The 20,436-nt window shown below is 61.6% G+C and carries 19 protein-coding genes; 16 read left to right on the forward strand and 3 right to left on the reverse strand.

What is annotated here, in order from left to right; genetic code table 11:
- Positions 1-327 precede the first annotated feature (327 nt).
- The 3 genes from rbsK to OKW98_RS11085 all read left to right on the forward strand — a co-directional run bounded on the left by rbsK (position 328) and on the right by OKW98_RS11085 (position 3,730).
- Positions 328-1,248, forward strand: a complete 921-nt coding sequence (rbsK, locus tag OKW98_RS11075; protein ID WP_265389187.1) for a ribokinase — start codon at positions 328-330, stop codon at positions 1,246-1,248.
- Positions 1,249-1,316: 68 nt separating this feature from the next.
- Positions 1,317-2,648, forward strand: coding sequence for an L-fucose:H+ symporter permease (gene fucP / locus OKW98_RS11080; RefSeq protein ID WP_265389188.1), 1,332 nt, complete (start codon positions 1,317-1,319; stop codon positions 2,646-2,648).
- The gene (locus OKW98_RS11085) at positions 2,645-3,730 is read left to right on the forward strand and encodes an aldose 1-epimerase family protein (RefSeq protein ID WP_265389189.1); all 1,086 of its coding nucleotides are present in this window, start codon (positions 2,645-2,647) and stop codon (positions 3,728-3,730) included. The genes fucP and OKW98_RS11085 overlap by 4 nt, the downstream gene beginning before the upstream one ends.
- A 192-nt stretch (positions 3,731-3,922) precedes the next feature.
- Here OKW98_RS11085 and deoR read toward each other — a convergent pair whose 3' ends face one another.
- On the reverse strand, positions 3,923-4,693 hold the full coding sequence (deoR, locus tag OKW98_RS11090) for a DNA-binding transcriptional repressor DeoR (protein WP_265389190.1): 771 nt from the start codon (positions 4,691-4,693) through the stop codon (positions 3,923-3,925).
- A 130-nt stretch (positions 4,694-4,823) separates the two neighbouring features.
- On the opposite strand from deoR, the gene deoC reads away from it, so the two are divergent.
- The 4 genes from deoC (at position 4,824) to OKW98_RS11110 (ending at position 8,203) form a co-directional block, all read left to right on the forward strand.
- Positions 4,824-5,504, forward strand: coding sequence for a deoxyribose-phosphate aldolase (deoC, locus tag OKW98_RS11095; RefSeq protein WP_265389191.1), 681 nt, complete (start codon positions 4,824-4,826; stop codon positions 5,502-5,504).
- A gap of 168 nt (positions 5,505-5,672) precedes the next feature.
- Entirely contained in the window at positions 5,673-6,626 is a 954-nt protein-coding gene (locus OKW98_RS11100; RefSeq protein ID WP_265389192.1) for an alpha/beta hydrolase, read from the forward strand.
- Between the two features lie 68 nt (positions 6,627-6,694).
- Entirely contained in the window at positions 6,695-7,531 is an 837-nt protein-coding gene (locus OKW98_RS11105; protein ID WP_265389193.1) for an AraC family transcriptional regulator, read from the forward strand.
- Between the two features lie 291 nt (positions 7,532-7,822).
- Positions 7,823-8,203: a cupin domain-containing protein gene (locus tag OKW98_RS11110; RefSeq protein ID WP_265389194.1), complete on the forward strand. Its 381-nt coding sequence runs from the start codon at positions 7,823-7,825 to the stop codon at positions 8,201-8,203.
- On the opposite strand, the gene OKW98_RS11115 is transcribed toward OKW98_RS11110, so the two are convergent.
- Positions 8,204-9,112 carry a LysR family transcriptional regulator gene (locus tag OKW98_RS11115; protein ID WP_265389195.1) on the reverse strand — a complete coding sequence of 303 codons (909 nt, stop codon included), beginning with the start codon at positions 9,110-9,112 and terminating at the stop codon, positions 8,204-8,206.
- Positions 9,113-9,240: 128 nt separating this feature from the next.
- On the opposite strand from OKW98_RS11115, the gene OKW98_RS11120 reads away from it, so the two are divergent.
- The 9 genes from OKW98_RS11120 to OKW98_RS11160 all read left to right on the forward strand — a co-directional run bounded on the left by OKW98_RS11120 (position 9,241) and on the right by OKW98_RS11160 (position 18,731).
- The gene (locus tag OKW98_RS11120; RefSeq protein ID WP_265389196.1) at positions 9,241-10,080 is read left to right on the forward strand and encodes an FAS1-like dehydratase domain-containing protein; all 840 of its coding nucleotides are present in this window, start codon (positions 9,241-9,243) and stop codon (positions 10,078-10,080) included.
- A gap of 63 nt (positions 10,081-10,143) precedes the next feature.
- Positions 10,144-11,307 carry an acyl-CoA dehydrogenase family protein gene (locus OKW98_RS11125; protein WP_265389197.1) on the forward strand — a complete coding sequence of 388 codons (1,164 nt, stop codon included), beginning with the start codon at positions 10,144-10,146 and terminating at the stop codon, positions 11,305-11,307.
- Positions 11,308-11,317: 10 nt separating this feature from the next.
- Positions 11,318-12,667 carry an MmgE/PrpD family protein gene (locus OKW98_RS11130; protein WP_265389198.1) on the forward strand — a complete coding sequence of 450 codons (1,350 nt, stop codon included), beginning with the start codon at positions 11,318-11,320 and terminating at the stop codon, positions 12,665-12,667.
- 178 nt (positions 12,668-12,845) lie between these two features.
- A complete protein-coding gene (locus tag OKW98_RS11135) occupies positions 12,846-14,045 on the forward strand; it encodes a CaiB/BaiF CoA transferase family protein (RefSeq protein ID WP_265389199.1) in 1,200 nt (399 codons plus the stop codon).
- Between the two features lie 167 nt (positions 14,046-14,212).
- Positions 14,213-15,037 carry an HpcH/HpaI aldolase/citrate lyase family protein gene (locus tag OKW98_RS11140; RefSeq protein ID WP_265389200.1) on the forward strand — a complete coding sequence of 275 codons (825 nt, stop codon included), beginning with the start codon at positions 14,213-14,215 and terminating at the stop codon, positions 15,035-15,037.
- Positions 15,038-15,216: 179 nt separating this feature from the next.
- Positions 15,217-16,215, forward strand: a complete 999-nt coding sequence (locus tag OKW98_RS11145) for a TRAP transporter substrate-binding protein (RefSeq protein ID WP_265389201.1) — start codon at positions 15,217-15,219, stop codon at positions 16,213-16,215.
- A 119-nt stretch (positions 16,216-16,334) separates the two neighbouring features.
- A complete protein-coding gene (locus OKW98_RS11150; RefSeq protein ID WP_265389202.1) occupies positions 16,335-16,967 on the forward strand; it encodes a TRAP transporter small permease in 633 nt (210 codons plus the stop codon).
- Positions 16,967-18,250, forward strand: coding sequence for a C4-dicarboxylate TRAP transporter large permease protein DctM (gene dctM / locus OKW98_RS11155; protein ID WP_265389203.1), 1,284 nt, complete (start codon positions 16,967-16,969; stop codon positions 18,248-18,250). The genes OKW98_RS11150 and dctM overlap by 1 nt, the downstream gene beginning before the upstream one ends.
- A 157-nt stretch (positions 18,251-18,407) precedes the next feature.
- On the forward strand, positions 18,408-18,731 hold the full coding sequence (locus tag OKW98_RS11160; RefSeq protein WP_265389204.1) for a hypothetical protein: 324 nt from the start codon (positions 18,408-18,410) through the stop codon (positions 18,729-18,731).
- 670 nt (positions 18,732-19,401) lie between these two features.
- Here OKW98_RS11160 and OKW98_RS11165 read toward each other — a convergent pair.
- Entirely contained in the window at positions 19,402-20,334 is a 933-nt protein-coding gene (locus OKW98_RS11165) for a hypothetical protein (RefSeq protein WP_265389205.1), read from the reverse strand.
- Positions 20,335-20,436: the final 102 nt, after the last annotated feature.

A 20,436-nucleotide genomic window follows, 5' to 3' on the forward strand; every position in this document is an offset into this window, starting at 1 on the left:
GCAGCAAAAACCAGGCGACCTCGTCATTTTGGAGCACTACCAACGCTGCTCCTTGCGGTTCACACACTCCTTCATCCCGTAATAAATCCCCTCATCGCAAACGTTTGCGCGAATCCGTGGTCTGTACGACCAGTGGCTGCAAACCCTCTGCCTCAGGGCTTACCACACGCTTTCGGGTAGTGCTTTCTGACCAAGACAACAAGCCGCATGTCTTGCTCCGAAGAAATAGGTTGAATAGTCACACAAAATGTTATTTAAATAACAAAAATAAAACAGCGACAGTGGCTCATTTTTCGGGCCCAGCGCGTGAACAAGGTACTCACACACATGAACAAGATCGCGGTCATCGGCAGCAACATGGTGGATTTGATCACCTACATCGACCGGATGCCGGCGCAGGGCGAGACCCTTGAAGCACCGAATTTCGCCATGGGCTGCGGCGGCAAGGGCGCCAATCAGGCCGTTGCAGCGGCCAAGTTGGGCGCTGATGTGTTGATGCTGAGCAAGGTCGGCGACGACATGTTCGCCGACAACACCTTGGCCAATTTCAAGCGTTATGGCATCGATACCCAGTTCGTCCAGCGCGTGCCTGGGGTGTCCAGCGGCGTCGCGCCGATCTTCGTGCAAAGCGATTCCCACAACAGCATCCTCATCGTCAAAGGCGCCAATGCGCACCTGAAACCTGCGGACGTCGACGCTGCCCAGGCTGCGCTGCGCGACTGCACGCTCATGGTTCTGCAGCTGGAAATCGAGCTGGAAACCGTCTACTACGCCATCGATTTTGCCAAAGCCAACGGCATTCCGGTGCTGCTCAATCCGGCGCCTGCGGTGAAGGGTTTGAGCCGCGAGCACCTGTCGCAGCTGGACTTTTTCATTCCCAACGAAACCGAACTGGCGCTGATCACTGGTCAGACCGTCGACTCCATCGAATCGGCCCGCGCGGCCGCCCTGCAACTGGTGCAGGACGGCATTCGTCACGTCATCGTCACCCTGGGCGAAAAGGGCGCGCTGTATGTCGGCGAAGAAGGCGAGTTTCGCGTCGAAGGCATCAAGGTCGATGCCCGCGACACCACTGGCGCTGGCGATGCCTTCATCGGTTGCTTCGCCCGCCACTGGAGCGAGGACGGCGACATGCGCAACGCCATGACCCATGCGGTGGCCTATTCCGCCTGCTCGGTTACCGGCCTTGGCACCCAGAGTTCCTACCCGGACGCTGCCGCGTTCAGCCACTTTCTCGACACCCTTTGAGCCGCCGCGCCCTGCCGATCCCTTGATCGGCGGGGCGGGGTATTTCCTGTACTTCCCGGAGAACAACAATGACAAAGCCCGCGCTCCAACAATCCTCGGACGGGTTCTACCTGAACCGCACGCCGTGGTTCGCTTTCCTGCTGCTGTGCTGCTGCTTCGCGCTGTGGGCGGCGGCCGCGAGCATGAACGACGTACTCATCGCGCACTTCAAGAAAGCCTTTTTGCTCAGCGATGTGCAGACCTCCTTCGTGCAGTCGGCGTTCTACCTCGGTTACTTCTTCGTCGCGATTCCGGCGGCGATGGTCGTCAGACGTTTCAGCTACAAGACCACCATCCTCATCGGTCTGGTGCTGTACATGGCGGGCTGCTCGCTGTTCTTTCCGGCGGCATCGATGGCCAAATACGGCATGTTCCTGATGGCGCTGTTCGTCATCGCGGCCGGCCTGGCCTTCCTCGAAACCGCCTGCAACACCTACTCGACGCTGATGGGGCCGCGTGAAACCGGCACCCGTCGCCTGAACATTTCCCAGACCTTCCACCCGTTCGGCGCGATGACTGGCGTGTACGTCGGCAGCTTCGTGATGTTCAAAGACACCGACGCCACCCGCGAGCAGTTGACGCAGATGAGCGCGTCAGATGCGGCGATCCAGCAGTTGCAGATGATCCAGTCCACGCTGCTGCCGTACAAATGGATGATCGCGGTGCTGGTCCTGATGTTCGTGCTGATCGCCTTCACCAAGTTTCCGGCGTGCAAGGGCAAGGTCACGGCCAACGTCAAATCCAGCAGCATCGGCCAGAGCCTGTCGCGTCTGTGGCGCAACCCGCGTTTTACCTTCGGCGTGCTGGCACAGTTTCTGTACGTGGGCGCGCAAGTGGGCGTGTGGAGTTTCACCATTCGCCTGGCGATGCAGATGGGCGGGATGAACGAACGCAGCGCCTCGTGGTTCCTGCTGACCACATTCGCCGCTTACTTCGTCGGCAAGATGGTCGCCAATTTGCTGATGCGCAAAATGTCCCCGGCCAAGGTGCTGGCGATCTACGGCGTGCTGGCCATCGTACTGCTGGCCTACACGATTCTGGTGCCGAACATCAGCGCGGTGTATGCAGCGGTGGGTGTGAGTATTTTCCTGGGTCCGTGCTGGCCGACCATTTATGGCCTGACCATCGACGGTCTGGGCGAAGACACCGGCGTCGGCGGTTCGCTGCTGGTGATGAGTATCGTGGGCGGCGGCGTGATGCCGATCTTCCAGGGCCTGCTCTCCGACGCCACCGGCGGCAACATGCAGATCGCCTACACCGTGCCGCTGCTGTGCTTCGTGGCGATCGTCGCGTATGCCATCAAGTGCATGCGTGATCCGCTGCCGGCCCAGGCATCGGTGGGTGCGGTGACGGCATCATGAGAGCGAGCGAAAAGCGCACCACGATTTCGCTGTACCCGGAGCTGTTCAGCGGCGATGAAAAAACGCTGCTGGAGTCCGCGGAGTTCCGCGTGCTGGCCTGGACCTACCCCAGCGGCGTGAAAGCCCTGGCGCTGGAGAATGACCGCGGCCGGGTCGTGGTGCTGCCTTATCAGGGGCAGATGGTCTGGTCGGCGGTGTTCGATGGCTGCGACCTGACCATGCGCAACATGTTCGAGCAGCCGCGCCCGAGCCCGACGGTGATCGGCACCTACGGCTGCTTCATGTTCCACAGCGGCCTGCTGCGCAATGGCTGCCCGACGCCGGAAGACGATCACCCGCTGCACGGCGAAATGCCCTGCGCGCCGATGGACAGCGCCTGGCTAGAAGTCGGCGAGGACGCGGGCGGCGCGTTTCTGCGCATCGGCGGCGAGTATGAATACGTGATGGGCTTTGGCGACCACTACCGCGCCAGGCCCAGCGTGACCTTGCGCCCGGGTTCGGCGCTGTTCGACATCGGCATGGACGTGCGCAACCTGGCCGGCAAGCCGATGGAGCTGATGTACATGGCGCACATGAACTATGCCTACGTCGACGGCGCACGTTTCGTCGAGCCACTGGGCATGGCGCGCACGCGGGTTCGCAGCAGCGTGCCGGCCCACGTGAAGCCGACGCCGGCGTGGTCGGCGTACATGGCCCAATTGACGGAAGACCCATCGCGGCTGGAAAGCCTGAGTACGCCTGAGCTGTACGACCCGGAGATCGTCTGCTTCTTCGACGGCGTGCACGCGGATGCACAGGGTAATGCGCATTTCCTGCTCAAACACCCGGAAGGTCCGGCGTTTTACACGCGTTATCAGCCGGCGCAGTTCGATCATGGGGCGAGGTGGATCCTGCACAACGCTGATCAGCAAGTGGCGGCGTTTGTGTTGCCTGCGACCTGTGAGCCCGAGGGTTATCTGGCGGAGAAGGCCAAAGGCAATGTGCGTTTGTTGGGCGCGGGGGAGAGCGCGTCGTTCAGCGTGACGACGGGGTATCTGGGGGCTGAAGAGGTGTTGCAGCTGGAAAGCGATCTGAAACGCTGACGGCCTTTTTGTCGACCAAATGTCGAGTGGGTGCGCGGTCCCTGTAGGAGCTGCTGGAGGTTACGACAGTGGCGAACGCGGTGGGTCAGTTGCGCATCCGCTGACAGACAGGTCGCGTTCGCCAGCAAGGTGGAGCGCCACCCCGGCGGCTCCTACAGATTCGGCGCTCGCCAAAACAAGGTGGCGTGTTACTCAAACCACCCAACGCGCCCCATACCCCTCAATCAAATCCCGATAAACCTTGGGCAGCTTCTTGTCGCTCACCACCACATGAAAGTCCTGCAGCGTCGCGAAATGCGCCGTGCGCACGGCATCGAATTTGGAATGATCGGCCAGCAACATGCAGTGCCGGGCCTGGCGCAGGACTTTTTGCTTCACCTCTACTTCATTGAAGTTAAAGCAGGTCACGCCCAGCTCGTCGCTGACCCCGGCCGCGGAAACGAACGCCCAGGTCAGGCGGATGCCATCCAGAATGGTCGCTTCGCTGTGGTGCTCGAACACCTGATTCTTGCGATGAAAGGTGCCGCCGCACAGCACGATGGAGCAATTGGGCTTCTGCTGCAGCTTGAGCAACACGTTGAGGGAGTTGCACACCGCGGTGAATTCCAGCCCGTCCGGGATGAAGTCGATGACGAAAGGGATCGTGGTGCCGCAGTCGAAAAACACCGTATCGCCGGGTTGAATGAACGCGGCGGCGAGCTTGCCGACCCGGCGCTTTTCCTCGACGTGGCGTGTGCCTTGCTCGGTGACCTTGTAGTCACTTGCCTGGGATGGATCAGACGCCAGGGTGATGTGCCCGCCCAACAAGTGGAATTTGTCGGGGTGCCGGGTCAGATCGCGACGCAGGGTCATCTCCGAAACGTCCAGCAGGGCGGCCATTTCCTTCAGGTGAATGGCCTTCTGATCGTGAAGGGCTTGCTGGATCAACTTGATACGGTCGGATTTTTTACTGTCCACGGGCATTCCGATTGTCGAATGGATATGGTAAAAAAATAACATTCATTGTTATATTTACAACATAAAATGATGCACTCAGGCATGAAGCTTAAAGCGTGTCGCTTGTGACCGCCTCACTATCAGGAAACGATTTGCCATGAAGATCGAACCCGCAGCACTCGCCCAGTATATCGACCACACCTTGCTGGCCGCCGACGCCAGCCGCGAGCAGATCGCAACCCTGTGCCGCGAAGCCCAGGAGCACGGATTCTATTCGGTGTGCGTGAACTCTGGCCAGGTGCCCTATGCCGCGTCTTTGCTGAAAGGCCAGGCCGTTAAAGTCTGTGCCGTGGTCGGCTTTCCATTGGGTGCCGGGCTGAGCGACACCAAGGCCTTCGAAGCGAAGCAGGCCATCGCAGCCGGCGCGGGCGAGATCGACATGGTCCTGAACATCGGCGGGCTGAAGGACGGCCTGTTCGACGAAGTGCGCGACGACATCGCTGCCGTTAAAGACGCTTGTGGCGCGGTGCCGCTGAAGGTGATCTTCGAAACCTGCCTGCTGGATGACGCGCAGAAAACCCGCGCCGCCGAGATCTGCCGTGACCTCAACGTGGCTTTCGTCAAGACCTCTACCGGCTTCAGCCGCAGCGGCGCGACCCTGGAAGACGTCGCCCTGATGCGCAAGGTCGTCGGCCAGACCGTTGGCGTGAAAGCGTCCGGCGGCGTGCGTGATTATGCGACGGCGGTGGCGATGATCGAAGCGGGCGCGACGCGACTGGGCACCAGTTCCGGGATCGCGATCGTCAGTGGCGCGGCGGCGTCGGGCTCGGGTTACTGATTCTGCCGCGGTTCGGTGCCGCCACCGGCGTGGCACCGTTCCCGGTTGGTCTGGGCCTCTCGACAGAGGCTCGCGACAGAAGGTCTTTCGCCGAAAAGAACAGGACCCACCCCGCCAATGAGTGGCAAACTGCCGGTGCACTCACTTCTGCACCGGACACCTTTCTCAATGCGAACATTCTCCCTGGCGCGGCTCAAGGCCCGCTGGTTCTTCTGGCTGTGCATGGTGCTGATCGTCGTTGGTCTGCCGGTCGGTTGCGCAGCGTTGCAGCACAAGGAGCGTGAACTGGTCTTCATGATCGAGCCCGGCACGGCAAGCTGGTACCACGGCCTGCCGTCCGATGTGCAAGAGCTTGAACTCAAGGGGCCGTCGTTCGGCCTCGGGCAGAACATCCATGCCTGGTGGTGGCCTTCGGAGAAGAAGGACGCCCCGGCGATCCTGTACCTTCACGGCTCGCGCTGGAACCTCACCGGCCAGTTGTTTCGCATTGAACAACTGCGCGCCTTGGGCTTTTCCATCCTCGCCATCGACTACCGCGGCTTCGGCCAGAGCAAGGGCCAGTTGCCGTCGGAAGCGTCGGTCTATGAAGACGCGCGCATTGCCTGGGAACGCTTGAAGCAGATTCAACCCGACCCGCAAAAGCGTCTGATCTACGGGCATTCGCTGGGTGGCGCCGTGGCTGTCGACCTCGCCGCCGAACTGGGCCAGGATGCGCAAAAAGGCGACGGGCCGATTCAGGCGCGGGGCTTGATCATCGAATCGACCTTCACCAACCTCGCCGATGTCGCGTCCTCTGTCGCCAGCAAACGCACCTCGTTGCCGGTGCGGTGGCTGATCTCGCAGAAATTCGACTCCATCGACAAGATCGCCGACGTGCACATGCCGGTGCTGATCGTGCATGGCACGGAGGATCAGTTCGTCGCGCCGCAGTTCAGCGAAGCGCTGTTCGAGGCCGCGCAGGAGCCGAAGAACCTGCTGATGGTGCCGGGCGGCAACCACAACAACAGCATGATTCTCGGGCGCGAGGCCTACAGCCAGGCGATCCAGAATCTGCTCAGCGAGAAGCCGCCGGCGGTGCATGCATCCAACGCATCGGCGGTGTTGCTCAAGCAGCCCGGTTAGCCCCTTTTTCACGACGGCGGAAGGTGTCTTCCCAAAGCACCTGCCGTCAATCGCCGCGAGCGCTGCCGATGGACACACACGCAGACGAAGACGCCCACCTGACCCATTCCACGCGGGACTGGGTGCTGCGTGCCGCGCCGCTGCCGCAGATCGAGCGGATCGAGGCGTATTTTCACGGGCACGGTTTCGAGATGCACCGCCACGACACCTACGCCATCGGCCACACCATGTCGGGGGTGCAGAGCTTTCAGTACGGCAAGGAGCGGGTCAATAACCTGCCGGGGCAGACCATGGTGCTGCATCCCGACGAAGCCCATGACGGCCACGCCGGGACTGAGGACGGCTTTCGCTACCGGATGTTCTATCTGGAGCCGGCGATGATTCAGCAGGTGCTCGGCGGCAAGCCGCTGCCGTTCATCAAAGGCGGGGCGTCGAATGATCCGCGGTTATTCAACGCGACCCAAACGCTTTTGGCCGACCTGAACACCGCGCTGGATCCTCTCGAACTGGACGACGCCATCTACGACCTCGCCATTGCCCTGCAAGCGGCCGCCGGCGTGCGCAAGGGCCGCCACACCGTCAATTACGCCGGCGCGCAACGTGCGCGGGAAATGCTCATGGCCAGTCTGGAACAGGGCGTCAGCCTGACCGATCTGGAACAGGCCAGCGACACAGACCGCTGGCGCCTGTCCCGGGATTTCCGCGTGCTGTTCGGCACCACGCCTTACCGCTACCTGACCCTGCGCCGGCTTGACCTGGTCCGGCACTCGATATCGTTGGGCGTGTCGCTGAGCGATGCGTCGGTGATGGCGGGGTTCTCCGACCAGAGCCACATGACGCGGCATTTTGTGAAGACCTTTGGCTATCCGCCAGGGCGGTGGTTGAGGATGTTGGCGGTTCGCTAAGCACTCACTGCACACCGCGATTACCTGGTGGGACCGGCTTTAGCCGGGAAAGCGTCAAGCGTCACGCCGCAAAACTGATGGCGTACACAAGGGCCTCTTCCCGGCTAAAGCCGGTCCTACGAAGACACCGCATACCCCGTGAAACACCGCGCGCTTTTGTAGGACTGGCTTTAGCCGGGAAAGCGTCAGCTGCAACACCGCAAAACCGGATGCACCGTGCAATAACGTACAAGACCCCGCCGGCCCTGACGCTTACATTGGCTCTACATCAACCCCATCGGAGCCGCCCTCGTGTCCACGTCCAACACCCAACACAGCCCCATCAATTTCGCCCAGAAATACAGCCTGTTCACCGAGCAGTGGCAGCCAAAGGTTATCGCGCAGATGAACGACTACCAGTTCAAGCTGGCGCGGCTGGAAGGGGAGTTTCTCTGGCACAGCCACGCTCACACCGACGAAACCTTCATCGTCATCGAAGGCTGTTTGCGCATCGAATTTCGTGACGGTTTCGTCGAGCTCAACGCGGGTGAGCTGTATGTCGTGCCCAAGGGGGTCGAGCACAAACCCTACGCCGAGAAGGAAGTGAAGCTGATGCTGATCGAGCCCAGCGGCGTCATCAACACCGGCGACGACACCAACGACCGCACGGCGCAGAACGACGTCTGGATCTGATCACGCCTCAGACTTTGCGGCTTCAGGCTCCGGCAGCAACACCGAAATCAATGCCCTGACCACCCCCGGCAGGGCGTCCAGTTCGCGGACCAGAATGCTCCGCTCGCGGACCGCCCAGGGCTCGTCGAGCTCGATGGTCACCAGCTCCATCGTCCGGCTATGCCGCAACGCCGCCGATTCCGGGATGACCCCGATGCCCACCCCGGCTTCGACCATCCGGCAAATGGCCTCGAAGCTCGACACCTGAATCCGCAGCGACAGGCTTTGCCCCAGCCGCTCGACGTGATCGCGCAGAAAACTCAGCAGTGTGCTGCCCTCATGCAGGCCAATGTGCTGAAACGCCAGGGTTTGCTTGAACGTGACCTTTTTCTCGGCCGCCAGCTCATGGCCCACCGGCACCGCCAGCACCAGGCGGTCGGTACTGAAGTGGATGACCTGCAAACCCGCTGCTTCCACCGGACCGGCGATGATGCCCATGTCGGTGCTGCCGTCGAGCACGCCGCGCACGATGTCCCGGGACAGACGCTCTTGCAGATCCACCGTGACGCCGGGCCGTTGCGCCAGAAACCCTGCCAGCACTTCGGGCAGAAACTCGGTGACGGCGGTGGTGTTGGCGAAGATGCGAATGTGCCCGGCCGAATCAGTCCCGTAGCTGGTGAACTCGCTTTTCAGGTAGTCCACCTGGCTCATGATCAGCCGCGCGTGTTTGAGCAGGCGCTGACCGGCTGGGGTCAGCTCAACGCCACGGCTGTCGCGGTACAACAGGCGCGTGCCCAGTTGACCTTCCAGCGCCTTGATACGCGCGCTCGCCGCCGCGGGTGAGAGAAAGGCCCGGCGCGCGCCTTGGGTCAGGCTCGGTGATTCGCCGATGTGAATGAAGAGGCGCAAGTCAGCCAGGTCGAAATGCATGGGAGACTCCAGGCGATGCAATGGGCGTTCACAATACCCGAACGCCGCTATACGCAAATGCAAATTCACAGAATGCCGGCGCACTTCCATGATCGGGCCATAACAACAAACCCTGAGGGTTCCCGCCCATGAGCGCTGCAGAGTCACCCGTGGATTTCACCGCCTGGATTGGCCGCACCGAAGAAGCCGAGGATCATCTGAGCGTCAACCTGATCAAGCGCATCGCGGCCACCTTTGGCGAGCCCACGCCCGCGGTGGGTGATGCATTGCCGCCGCTGTGGCAGTGGTGTTTTTTTCAGGAGCCAGTGTTCGAAGCGCAGCTCGGCGGCGACGGTCACCCGGCCCGTGGCGGCTTTCTGCCCCCGGCGGACAATCGTAATCGCATGTGGGCCGGTGGCCGCGTCGAGTTCATTCAGCCGTTGAAAATCGGCGCCGATGCCCATCGCCTGTCGACGATTCTGCACATAGAAGAAAAGCACGGCCGCACCGGCTCGCTGCTTTTCGTGACGGTACGCCACGACTACTCGCAACACGGCGAGCTGTGCGTGCGTGAAGAACAGGACATCGTCTACCGCGAGCCGAATCCGCCGAAACTCAACAGCGGCGACGCGCCGGAGCAGGGCGAGTGGAGCGAGGTCATCGAGCCGACGTCGACGTTGCTGTTCCGCTACTCGGCCGTTACCTTCAACGGCCACCGCATTCACTACGACTACCCCTACGTCACCGACACCGAAGGCTATTCCGGCCTGGTCGTGCACGGGCCGATGATCGCTACGTTCAATCTGCGTGCATTCATTCGCGCCCATCCCGACAAGCGTGTGCGGCATTTCGCCTATCGCGGTGTGCGCCCGTTGAACGTGCCTGCTGCCTTCCGCGTGGGCGGACGAATCGTCGAGCCGGGCAAGGCGCAGCTGTGGGCCGGCAATGACGCCGGCGTCGCCCAGAGCGCCGAAGTCGTTTTTGACTGAACCCTTCTTTTATACAGCCAGGCGCGCCGACCCTATGGGGGCCGGCCGATGCGAGTGGACACCATGAACCCCTACGAAAACGAAGACCTCAATGCCATCCGTGACGGCGTGCGCGCGCTGTGTGCGCAGTTTCCCGCCGAATACTGGCGCAAGATCGATGAACAGAAAGGCTTCCCGGAAACCTTCGTCAAGGCGCTGACTGATGAAGGCTGGCTGTCGGCGATGATTCCCGAAGAGTACGGCGGGTCCGGGCTGGGCCTGGCGGAAGCCTCGGTGATCCTCGAAGAAGTGAACGCCTGCGGCGGTAATTCCGGCACCGTGCACGGCCAGATGTACAACATGTTCACCCTGCTGCGTCACGGCAGCGACGCGCAGAAAAGCTATTACCTGCCCAAGCTCGCCAGCGGCGAACTGCGCCTGCAATCCATGGGCGTGACCGAACCGAGCACCGGCACCGACACCACCAAGATAAAGACCACGGCGGTGAAGCAGGGCGACAAATACGTGATCAACGGCCAGAAGGTCTGGATCTCCCGGGTGCAGCATTCCGACCTGATGATCCTGCTGGCGCGCACCACGCCCCTGGCCGAGGTGACGAAGAAGTCCGAAGGCATGTCGATCTTTCTCGTCGACCTGCGCGACGCCATCGGCAACGGCCTGACCGTTCAGCCCATCGCCAACATGGTCAACCACGAGACCAACGAGCTGTTCTTCGACAACCTCGAACTGCCGGCAGACAGCTTGATCGGCGAAGAAGGCAAGGGCTTCCGCTACATCCTCGACGGCCTTAACGCCGAGCGCGCCCTGATCGCGGCCGAGTGCATTGGCGACGGCCGCTGGTTCATCGAGAAGTCGGCGGCCTACGCCCGCGATCGCGTGGTGTTTGGCCGCCCGATCGGGCAGAACCAGGGCGTGCAGTTCCCCATCGCTGAAGCGCACATCGAAATCGAAGCGGCGGACCTGATGCGCTGGCGTGCCTGCGAGGAATACGACAGCGGCAGGAACGCCGGTGCCAGCGCCAACATGGCCAAGTACCTCGCGGCAAAAGCGTCATGGGAGGCGGCCAATGCGTGCCTGCAAACCCATGGCGGTTTTGGCTTCGCCTGCGAGTACGACGTGGAGCGTAAATTCCGCGAAACCCGCCTGTATCAGGTCGCGCCGATCTCCACCAACCTGATTCTTTCCTACGTCGCCGAGCACTTGCTCGACCTGCCACGCAGCTTCTGAGGGCGCCGAGATGAGCCATACCCAGGCATTGGCGGGTTTCCTCGCCGAGCTGACCTACGAGCAGATTCCCGGCGTCGTGCTGGATCGCACCGAAGACCTGTTCCTCGACTGGATCGGTTCGGCGCTGGCCAGCCAGGGCGCGCGGCCGATCCCGCTGTTCGAGCGCTACGCCGAACGCATGGGCCCGCGAGAAGGCAAGGCGAAGATTCTGGTCAGCGGTCGCGGCACCTCGGCCTACTTCGCCGCGCTGGTCAACGGCGCGTCGTCGCACCTGGTCGAGCAGGATGATCTGCACAACAGCTCGGTGCTGCACCCGGCGACGGTGGTGTTCTCGGCGGTGCTCGCAGCGGCCCAGGACCTCGGCAAGACCGGCCAGGATGTATTGCTGGCCTCGGTCGCCGGTTACGAAGCCGGCATCCGCATCGGCGAATTCATGGGCCGCTCCCACTACCGCATTTTCCACACCACCGCGACGGTCGGCACCCTGGCTGCTGCGGTGGGGGTCGGCAAGCTGCTGAACTTCGACAAAGAGCAGTTCATCAACCTGCTGGGCACGGCGGGCACCCAGGCCGCCGGGCTGTGGGAGTTTCTGCGTGACGCAGCCGACTCCAAACAGCTGCACACCGCCAAGGCTGCGGCCGATGGCCTGCTGGCGGCGTACCTCACCGAAGACGGCCTGACCGGCGCACGGAATATTCTCGAAGGCGATCAGGGCATGGCGGCAGGGATGTCCAGCGACAGTGATCCCGCCAAGCTGTCCGATCGCCTCGGCAGCCGTTGGGCGTTGGTCGAGACCTCGTTCAAGTTTCACGCTTCGTGCCGCCATACCCATCCGGCCGCTGATGCGTTGCTGCACCTGATGCAGCGCGAAGGCCTGCGCCATGAGCAGATCGCCAAGGTGGTCACACGGGTTCATCAGGGCGCCATTGATGTGCTCGGCCGGGTCGACGTGCCGCAGACCGTGCATCAGGCGAAGTTTTCCATGGGCGCGGTGCTCGGACTGATTGCGGTCCACGGCAGTGCGCAGTTGATCGAATTCCGCGACCTGGCCCTGACCGATGCCGACGTCGCCGCCTTCCGCGAAAAGGTCACGATGGAGCTGGACCCGGAAGTGGATGGCGCCTATCCGGCGCGCTGGCTGGGTCGGGTGATCGTGACCACCACCGATGGCCGGATTCTGAGCGCTGGTATTGATGAGCCGAAGGGCGATCCGGGCAACACCCTGTCGCGTCCTGAACTGGAGGACAAGGTTCAGCGCCTGCTGGCGTTCTCCGGCGCACGCACGGTGGAGCAGGGCGCGGCATTGATCCAGCGGATCTGGCAGCTGCGCGACGCGCAGGATTTGACCGACCTGATCTAACAGCACACGCATTCCCCTTGTAGGAGCGTGGCTTGTCCCGCGACCTGCCGGTCACCGGCAGCAAAACCAGACACCGAGTGGTGTCAGGCATACCCGGATTTCCTGATTTGCTGCTGCTTCGCAGCAGATCGCGGGACAAGCCACGCTCCTACAAGGGACTGTGAAGAGGTTTACTAACATGACTCAACAACCCCCGCGTCCTCTGGATGGCATCACCGTCGTCAGCCTCGAGCACGCCATTGCGGCGCCGTTCTGCACCCGGCAACTGGCGGATCTGGGCGCCCGCGTGATCAAGGTCGAGCGCCCCGGCGTCGGCGATTTCGCCCGTGGCTACGACCAGCGCGTCGACGGCCTGGCCTCGCATTTCGTCTGGACCAATCGCTCCAAGGAAAGCCTGACCCTGGACCTCAAGCAGGACGAGGCCGGCGACATTCTTGAGTCACTGCTCGCCAAGGCTGACGTGCTGGTACAGAATCTGGCGCCCGGCGCCGCTGCTCGCATGGGGCTGTCATTCGAAACGTTGCATGAGCGCTTCCCGCGCCTGATCGTCTGTGACATTTCCGGCTACGGCGAAGGCGGGCCTTACGAGAAGAAGAAGGCCTATGACCTGTTGATCCAGAGCGAAGGCGGCTTTTTGTCGGTCACCGGTGGCCCCGGCGAAAACGAGATGGCCAAGGCCGGTTGCTCCATCGCCGACATCGCCGCCGGCATGTACGCCTACACCGGGATTCTGTCGGCGCTGATGCTGCGGGACAAAACCGGGGAGGGCAGCCGCATCGACGTGAGCATGCTCGAAAGCCTGGTGGAGTGGATGGGCTACCCGATGTATTACGCCTACAACGGCGCGCCGCCACCGCCACGGGCTGGCGCCTCACACTCGACGATCTATCCTTACGGGCCGTTTCCCACCGGCGGGGGCGGCACGATCATGCTGGGCCTGCAGAACGAGCGCGAGTGGGCGCTGTTCTGCGAGAAGGTCCTGCTCGATCCGGCGCTGGCCAACGACGAGCGATTTTCCGCGAATTTCAAACGCTCGGAAAACCGCGAGGCACTGCGGCAGATCATCGTCGATGGTTTCGCCGACTTGAGCGTCAATGACGTGGTTGCCCGCCTGGAAGACGCGCAGATCGCCAACGCCCGGGTCAACGACATGCAAGGCGTCTGGGACCACCCGCAGCTCAAGGCGCGTGATCGTTGGCGCGAAGTCGACAGCCCGTCCGGCCCGCTGCCGTCGCTGCTGCCGCCGGGCCACAACACCGCGTTCACGCCGCGCATGGAGGGCGTGCCGGGCCTGGGCCAGCACACCGGCAGCATCCTCGGCGAGCTGGGGTTTTCGGCTGAAGACCAGGCGCGGATGGCGGCGGGCGGGGTGGTCTGAAGCTCTCCGTTGCCGTGCGGATTCGCCGTCGCCCCCCGCAACTGTAGGAGCGCGCTTGCCCGCGAAATGGCTGCAACATCCGCCACAGCTTTAACGGATGGAATGCAGTCATTGCGAGCAAGCGCCCACAGCGTCGCGATGACAACCCTTTTTCAGGAGCTTCGACCATGCCACAACCCACCATCCGCTCCGCGCTGTTCGTCCCCGGCAGTCGGCCCGACCGTTTTGCCAAGGCGCTGGCGGCGGGCGCTGACGCGGTGATCGTCGATTTCGAAGACGCCGTCGAAGAACCCCTCAAGCGCCAGGCCCGGGACAATCTTGCGGCGTTCTTGAACGGCAACCCGCAAGCCTCCGTGTGGGTGCGGGTCAATGCGCCGAGTCATGCCGAACACGCCGATGATCTAGCGTTTTGCCGACAGCACGCTGGCGTGGCCGGGGTGCTCCTGCCGAAAGTCGAAAGCGCGGCTCACGTCGCGGCGGTCTGGCAGACAGGCAAACCGGTCCTGCCGATCATCGAAAGCGCCAAGGGCTTGCTGGCCCTTGAGCAGATCGCCCATGCCGAGGGTGTCGAGCGTTTGTCGTTTGGCGGGCTCGACCTGGCGCTGGACCTGAACCTCAACAGCGGCACCCACGCCGCGCAGATGTTTCTCGATCAGGCGCGGATGTCGGTGCAACTGCATTCACGGGGCGCTGACCTGTTGCCACCGCTGGACGGCGTGCACCCGGCCATCGGCGACCCGAAGGGTTTGCACCGTGCCATTCGCCACGCCTACGACATGGGTTATGGCGGCGCGCTGTGCATCCATCCGGCGCAGGTGCCGGTGATCCATGCCGCCTTGGCACCCAGCGCCGATGACTTGAACTGGGCGCAAAAGGTGATCAAGGCCAGCGCAGCGGCCAAGGGGGCAGGTGCGTTTCAGCTCGAAGGGCAAATGGTCGACGCGCCGGTGTTGCTGCGGGCGCAGCGTTTGCTTGCGCAGGCGGCGGGATGAGCCAGGGTTTTTTCGACTTACACCCGCTGTTGTCAGCGTTCGGCTTTGATGAACGCCGGTTTACACAAAAGCAGATTCTCTAAACACCGGGGCTTCGTCATGGTGGAGTTGCACTATGCTCATGGGCTCAACCTGCTCCTGCCAACATAAGTTCATACAAAAATAAAAAGGTGATATCGATGTTGAAGCTGACCAAAGCGCTCTTCTGCGCGGCTGCGATGTCCGTGGCGAGTCTCGCACAGGCCGCGGACCCGATCACGATCAAGTTTGCCCATGTGGTGGCGGAAAACACGCCAAAGGGGCAGGGCGCGTTGCTCTTCCAGAAGATGGTCGCCGCCGACCCGGCCTTGAAAGACAAAGTCAAAGTCGAGGTCTATCCCAACTCTTCGCTGTTCGGTGATGGCAAGGAAATGGAAGCCTTGCTGCTCGGCGACGTGCAGATGCTTGCGCCGTCCCTGGCCAAATTCGAGCAGTACACCAAGAAAGTACAAATCTTCGACCTGCCGTTCCTGTTCAACGACCTCGCCGCCGTCGATCGCTTCCAGCAGGGTCCCCAGGGCAAGGCGTTGCTGACTTCGATGGACGACAAAGGCATTCATGGTCTGGCCTATTGGCACAACGGGCTGAAGCAACTGTCCGCCAACAAAAAACTGGTTGAACCCAAAGATGCCCGTGGCCTGAAATTCCGTGTTCAAGCGTCCAGCGTGCTTGAGGCCCAATTCGTCGCCCTGCACGCCAACCCGCGCAAGATGAGCTTCGCCGAGGTCTATCAGGGCCTGCAGACCGGCACCGTCAACGGCACCGAAAACACCTGGTCCAACTACGAAAGCCAGAAGGTCAACGAGGTGCAGCCGTTCTTCACAGAGTCCAACCATGGCCTGATCGACTACATGGTGATCACCAATTCCAAGTTCTGGAACGGTCTGCCGCCGGACGTGCGTGACGAACTGCAAAAGATCATGGATCAGGTCACGGTCGAGGTGAACAAGCAGGCCGAAGCGTTGAACCAGACGGCCAAGCAGAAAATCATCGATGCCAAGACCAGCGAAATCGTGACGCTTACCCCCGAGCAGCGCGGCAAATGGCGGGATGTCATGAAACCAGTCTGGGACAAATTCTCCGACGAAATCGGTGCCGACCTGATCAAGGCCGCTGACGATTCGAACAAGGCGCCTTGAGCCCTCCAGCCGTTTCTCGATACAGACCGTAACGGCCCGGCGGCCACTTGAATCATGCGTGTCCGCCTCCACGGCCGTCTCTACACCCGGCTACGTTCGGCTTCGTTCGGAGAATGCTTATGCACCCGCTGACGCGACTCTGGGAGCATCTGGAGGAGGGCATCATCGCCTTCCTGCTGGCTGCCATGACCCTCGTGACTTTCGTCTACGTGGCGTTGAACAACATCTACACCGTGTTTTACTCCCTCAGCGATCAATGGGCGGTCAGCAGCAATTTCTTTGCCGGCATCGGCGACCACCTGATGGGTTACGCCCAAACCATGACCTGGAGCGTGTCGCTGACCAAAGCCCTGTTTGGCTGGCTGATCTTCTTCGGCATTTCCTACGGCGTTCGTACCGCCGGCCACCTGGGCGTCGACGCGCTGGTCAAGAAGACCAGCAAGCCGGTGCAGCGGGTGCTCGCCCTGCTGGCGTGCGGCTGCTGCCTGGCGTACGCCGGATTGTTCCTCGTCGCCAGCTACAAGTGGGTGTCGGCGCTGTTCGTCGCCGGCATCGGTGCCGAGGACCTTGATCGGTTCGGCATCAAGGTCGCGTATATCACGGTCATCGTGCCGATCGGCTTTGGCCTTGTGATCGCTCGCTACCTGGAAATCTTTTACCGCATCTGGACGCACCGGCAGACCGGGTTGGGTCTGGCTGACGAAGCAGCTGAAGCGAGCAAACTCGCCAACCCTGCCGAGGAGCAGCACTGATGACCGTTATCTGCCTGTTCCTGTTGTTATTCGTTTTCATGTTCCTGGGCGTGCCCATCGCCATTTCCCTGGGCTTGGCCGGCGCTGTTTCGATCCTGCTGTTCAGCCCGGACTCGTTGAGTTCGCTGGCGATCAAACTGTTCGAAACCTCCGACAGTTATACCTTTCTGGCGATTCCGTTCTTCCTGTTGTCCGGCGCGTTCATGACCACCGGCGGCGTCGCGCAGCGGCTGATCGATTTCGCCAACGCCTGCGTCGGCCACATCCGTGGTGGCCTGGCGATTGCGGCGGTGCTGGCGTGCATGCTGTTTGCGGCGTTGTCCGGTTCATCGCCTGCCACCGTTGCCGCCGTGGGTTCAATCGCCGTTGCCGGCATGGTGCGCTCAGGTTATCCCAAGGAGTTCGGCGCCGGGATCATCTGCAACGCCGGTACGCTGGGCATTCTGATTCCGCCATCCATCGTGATGGTGGTCTACGCCGCTGCCACGGAGACCTCGGTCGGCAAGTTGTTCATCGCCGGCGTGATCCCCGGCATCCTGTTGGGCCTGGCGCTGATGGTGGTGATCTACATCGTCGCCCGGGTCAAAAAGCTTCCGGCCCAGCCACGGGTGACCTTTCGCCAGTGGCTGCACACGGCGCAACGTGCGTTCTGGGGTTTGATGCTGCTGGTGATCATCCTCGGCGGGATCTACAGCGGCATGTTCACCCCGACCGAAGCGGCGGCGGTGGCGGCGGTCTACTCGGCGTTCATCGCGCTGTTCGTCTATAAGGACATGAGTTTCAAGGACTGCCCGAAAGTGCTGCTGGAGTCCGGTCGGCTGTCGATCATGCTGATGTTCATCATTGCCAACGCCATGCTCTTCGCCCACGTCCTGACCACGGAGCAGATCCCGCAGCAGATCACTGCCTGGGTCATCTCCGAAGGCCTCACCCCGATCGGCTTCCTGATCATGGTGAACATCGTCCTGCTGGTCGCCGGCAGTTTCATGGAGCCGTCGGCAATCATCCTGATCCTGGCGCCGATCTTCTTCCCGATCGCGATGAAGCTCGGCATCGACCCGATTCACTTGGGCATCGTCATGGTGGTCAACATGGAGATCGGACTGGTTCACCCACCGGTGGGGCTCAACCTGTTCGTGACGTCTGCGGTGACCGGCCTGACCTTGGGCGAGACCATTCGCGCGGCGTTGCCATGGCTGTCGATCCTGCTGGTGTTCCTGCTGCTGGTGACCTACGTGCCCTTCATCTCTCTGGCGCTGCCGAACTGGTTGGGGATGCCTTGATGGATGGCGTGGCTAAGATCAAGATCACAGGCGTCTGCCTAGGGGCAGACGTTTCGCCTTCGGCGAGTTACTTGGAAAAGCACCCCAAGTAACCAAGGGTGCCTTCTCCTGGTTTGGCCCTTCGTTCCTCAGGGTTTCCTCACTCCGACGACGCTCCGTGGACCCGCGCCGAACGGACATCCATGTCCGCAACGGCGCTCTCGCCGCATCCATGCGGTTCGGCCCACTGCGCGTCGTCTGCGTTCGGCCTGCACCCAAGTCGCGTTTCGCGTCGTCTGAAATGTTTGCGCAGGAAGATCAAGAGCAGATCGAAGGCTTCCCGGCTAAAGCCGGTCCCACTGACCGCATGCACATTCACTGTAGGAGCGCGCTTGCCCGCGATGGCATCCTGTCAGCCACACAGGTGCCGCAGACCCACCGCAATTCGCGGGCAAGCGCGCTCCTACAGAATATCTTCATCACGCCGAAGGACTTTCTTTGATCGTTCCCACGCTACGCGTGGGAATGCATTTCATGACGCTCCGCGTCCACTCTCCAGGTCGACTGCGCGTGGTGTGAGGGGCGCGGAGCGTCTGGGCCTGCGTTACCACGCGGAGCGTGGGAACGATCAGAAACGATCAGACAATGAAAGTGCGGTATCCCCGACTGTAGGACCGGCTTCAGCCGGGAAGCTCTTGATCTGCGCAATGCTTTTGATTTTTGTACACAAATAGTTCAGACGACACCAATCGCGACTTGGGTGCAGGCTGAACGCAGGTCTCGCGCAGTGGGCCGAGCCGCATGGATGCGGCGAGAGCGCCGTCAGGACATGGATGTCCGTTCGGCGCGTGCCCACGGAGCGGGACCGGAGTGAAGGAACCCTGACGAAGGAAGGGCCCAACCGAGAGCAGGCACTTTTGCTTACTTTTGGTGCTTTTCAAAAGTAAGTCGCCGAAGGCGAAACAATCTGCCCCCAGGCAGATGCTCCTGATCTCTAACACTCACAAGCTCACTTTCCATCAGACGAAAAAAATCCGCGCTGCCTCTGAGAGAACAGCGCGGATCTTTAATCAATCACTCAATCAATGCACAAACAGTGCAATCAAAATAATGATCGGGATTGGAATGCCGAGGAACCACAGAAGTAGTGAACGCATGATGACTCTCCTTAATCAGCGAATGCTGGAAGTATTGGTATAAGCACGGGTTTCGACATAGGTCACTGCATCACGGCGACGACCACCCCAGATGGCAGCGAGGCTTGCCACAAATGCACCGCAGAGCAGCGAAACGAATGTCCACAGCGCAGCCATCGCAGCGGCCTTCGCGGCAGCATCGGCGGCCTGTTGAGCTTTCAACTTGGCATCCGCAACAGCCTGCTTGGCCTGACCGTAAACCTGATCAACACGGGCCTGGGCATCGGCTTGACTCAGATTGGTACGCTGAGCGACCAGCTGTGCCAGATAAGTACGGTCTTCCGGCGCCAGCTGACCGTCATTGGCCATGGTCTTGGTGAAAATACGCACCACAACGCCGTGGGCAGCATCATCACTCACTGACGTAGGGCGATCATCGCGGAACAGCGAATCAATGTAGTAGCCATATTGATCACTGCCGGTATTGCCCGCTGCAGAACCGGCCGCGGTGGCGGCAGTACCTGCAACACCGGCCACCGCAGTGGCGCCGGCTTTTACGCCGCTGCCCACGATGCCGCTGACCGAACCGACGATCAACACGGCAGCGACCAGCGTAGCGACAGCCCACGACAGGAAGCCGTGCGCGGTGTCACGGAAGTAGACTTCGTCACCGTGCATGTTGGCCCATTTGACGCGCAGGCGGCCGGCCAGGTAACCGCCAAGACCGGAGGCGACGATTTGCGTCAGCGCGAGCCAGACAACAGTGGAAATCCCGATGGTCTTCGCGCTGGCGCCTTCGTTGGCCCATGGCGACATCGCCGAGAAACCAAGGCCGGATCCCAGCAGAACCAGGATAAGCGACAACGCGGCGGCGCCGGCAGCGCCAGCAAAGATGGCACCCCAGGACACGCCTGAGACCGAGGTGGATTCTTCTACAGCGGCAGGATAAGAATCAGGTGAGACGTTCATTGTGCTGCTCCGTGCGAATGATGTTGTACTTCTCCCCAATATGGTGCATCGCCTGTGCCAGTCCCGAATCCTAATAAAATTCCAATTAAATCAATGACCTGA

The sequence above is a fragment of the Pseudomonas sp. KU26590 genome (assembly GCF_026153515.1).
Taxonomy (GTDB): domain Bacteria; phylum Pseudomonadota; class Gammaproteobacteria; order Pseudomonadales; family Pseudomonadaceae; genus Aquipseudomonas.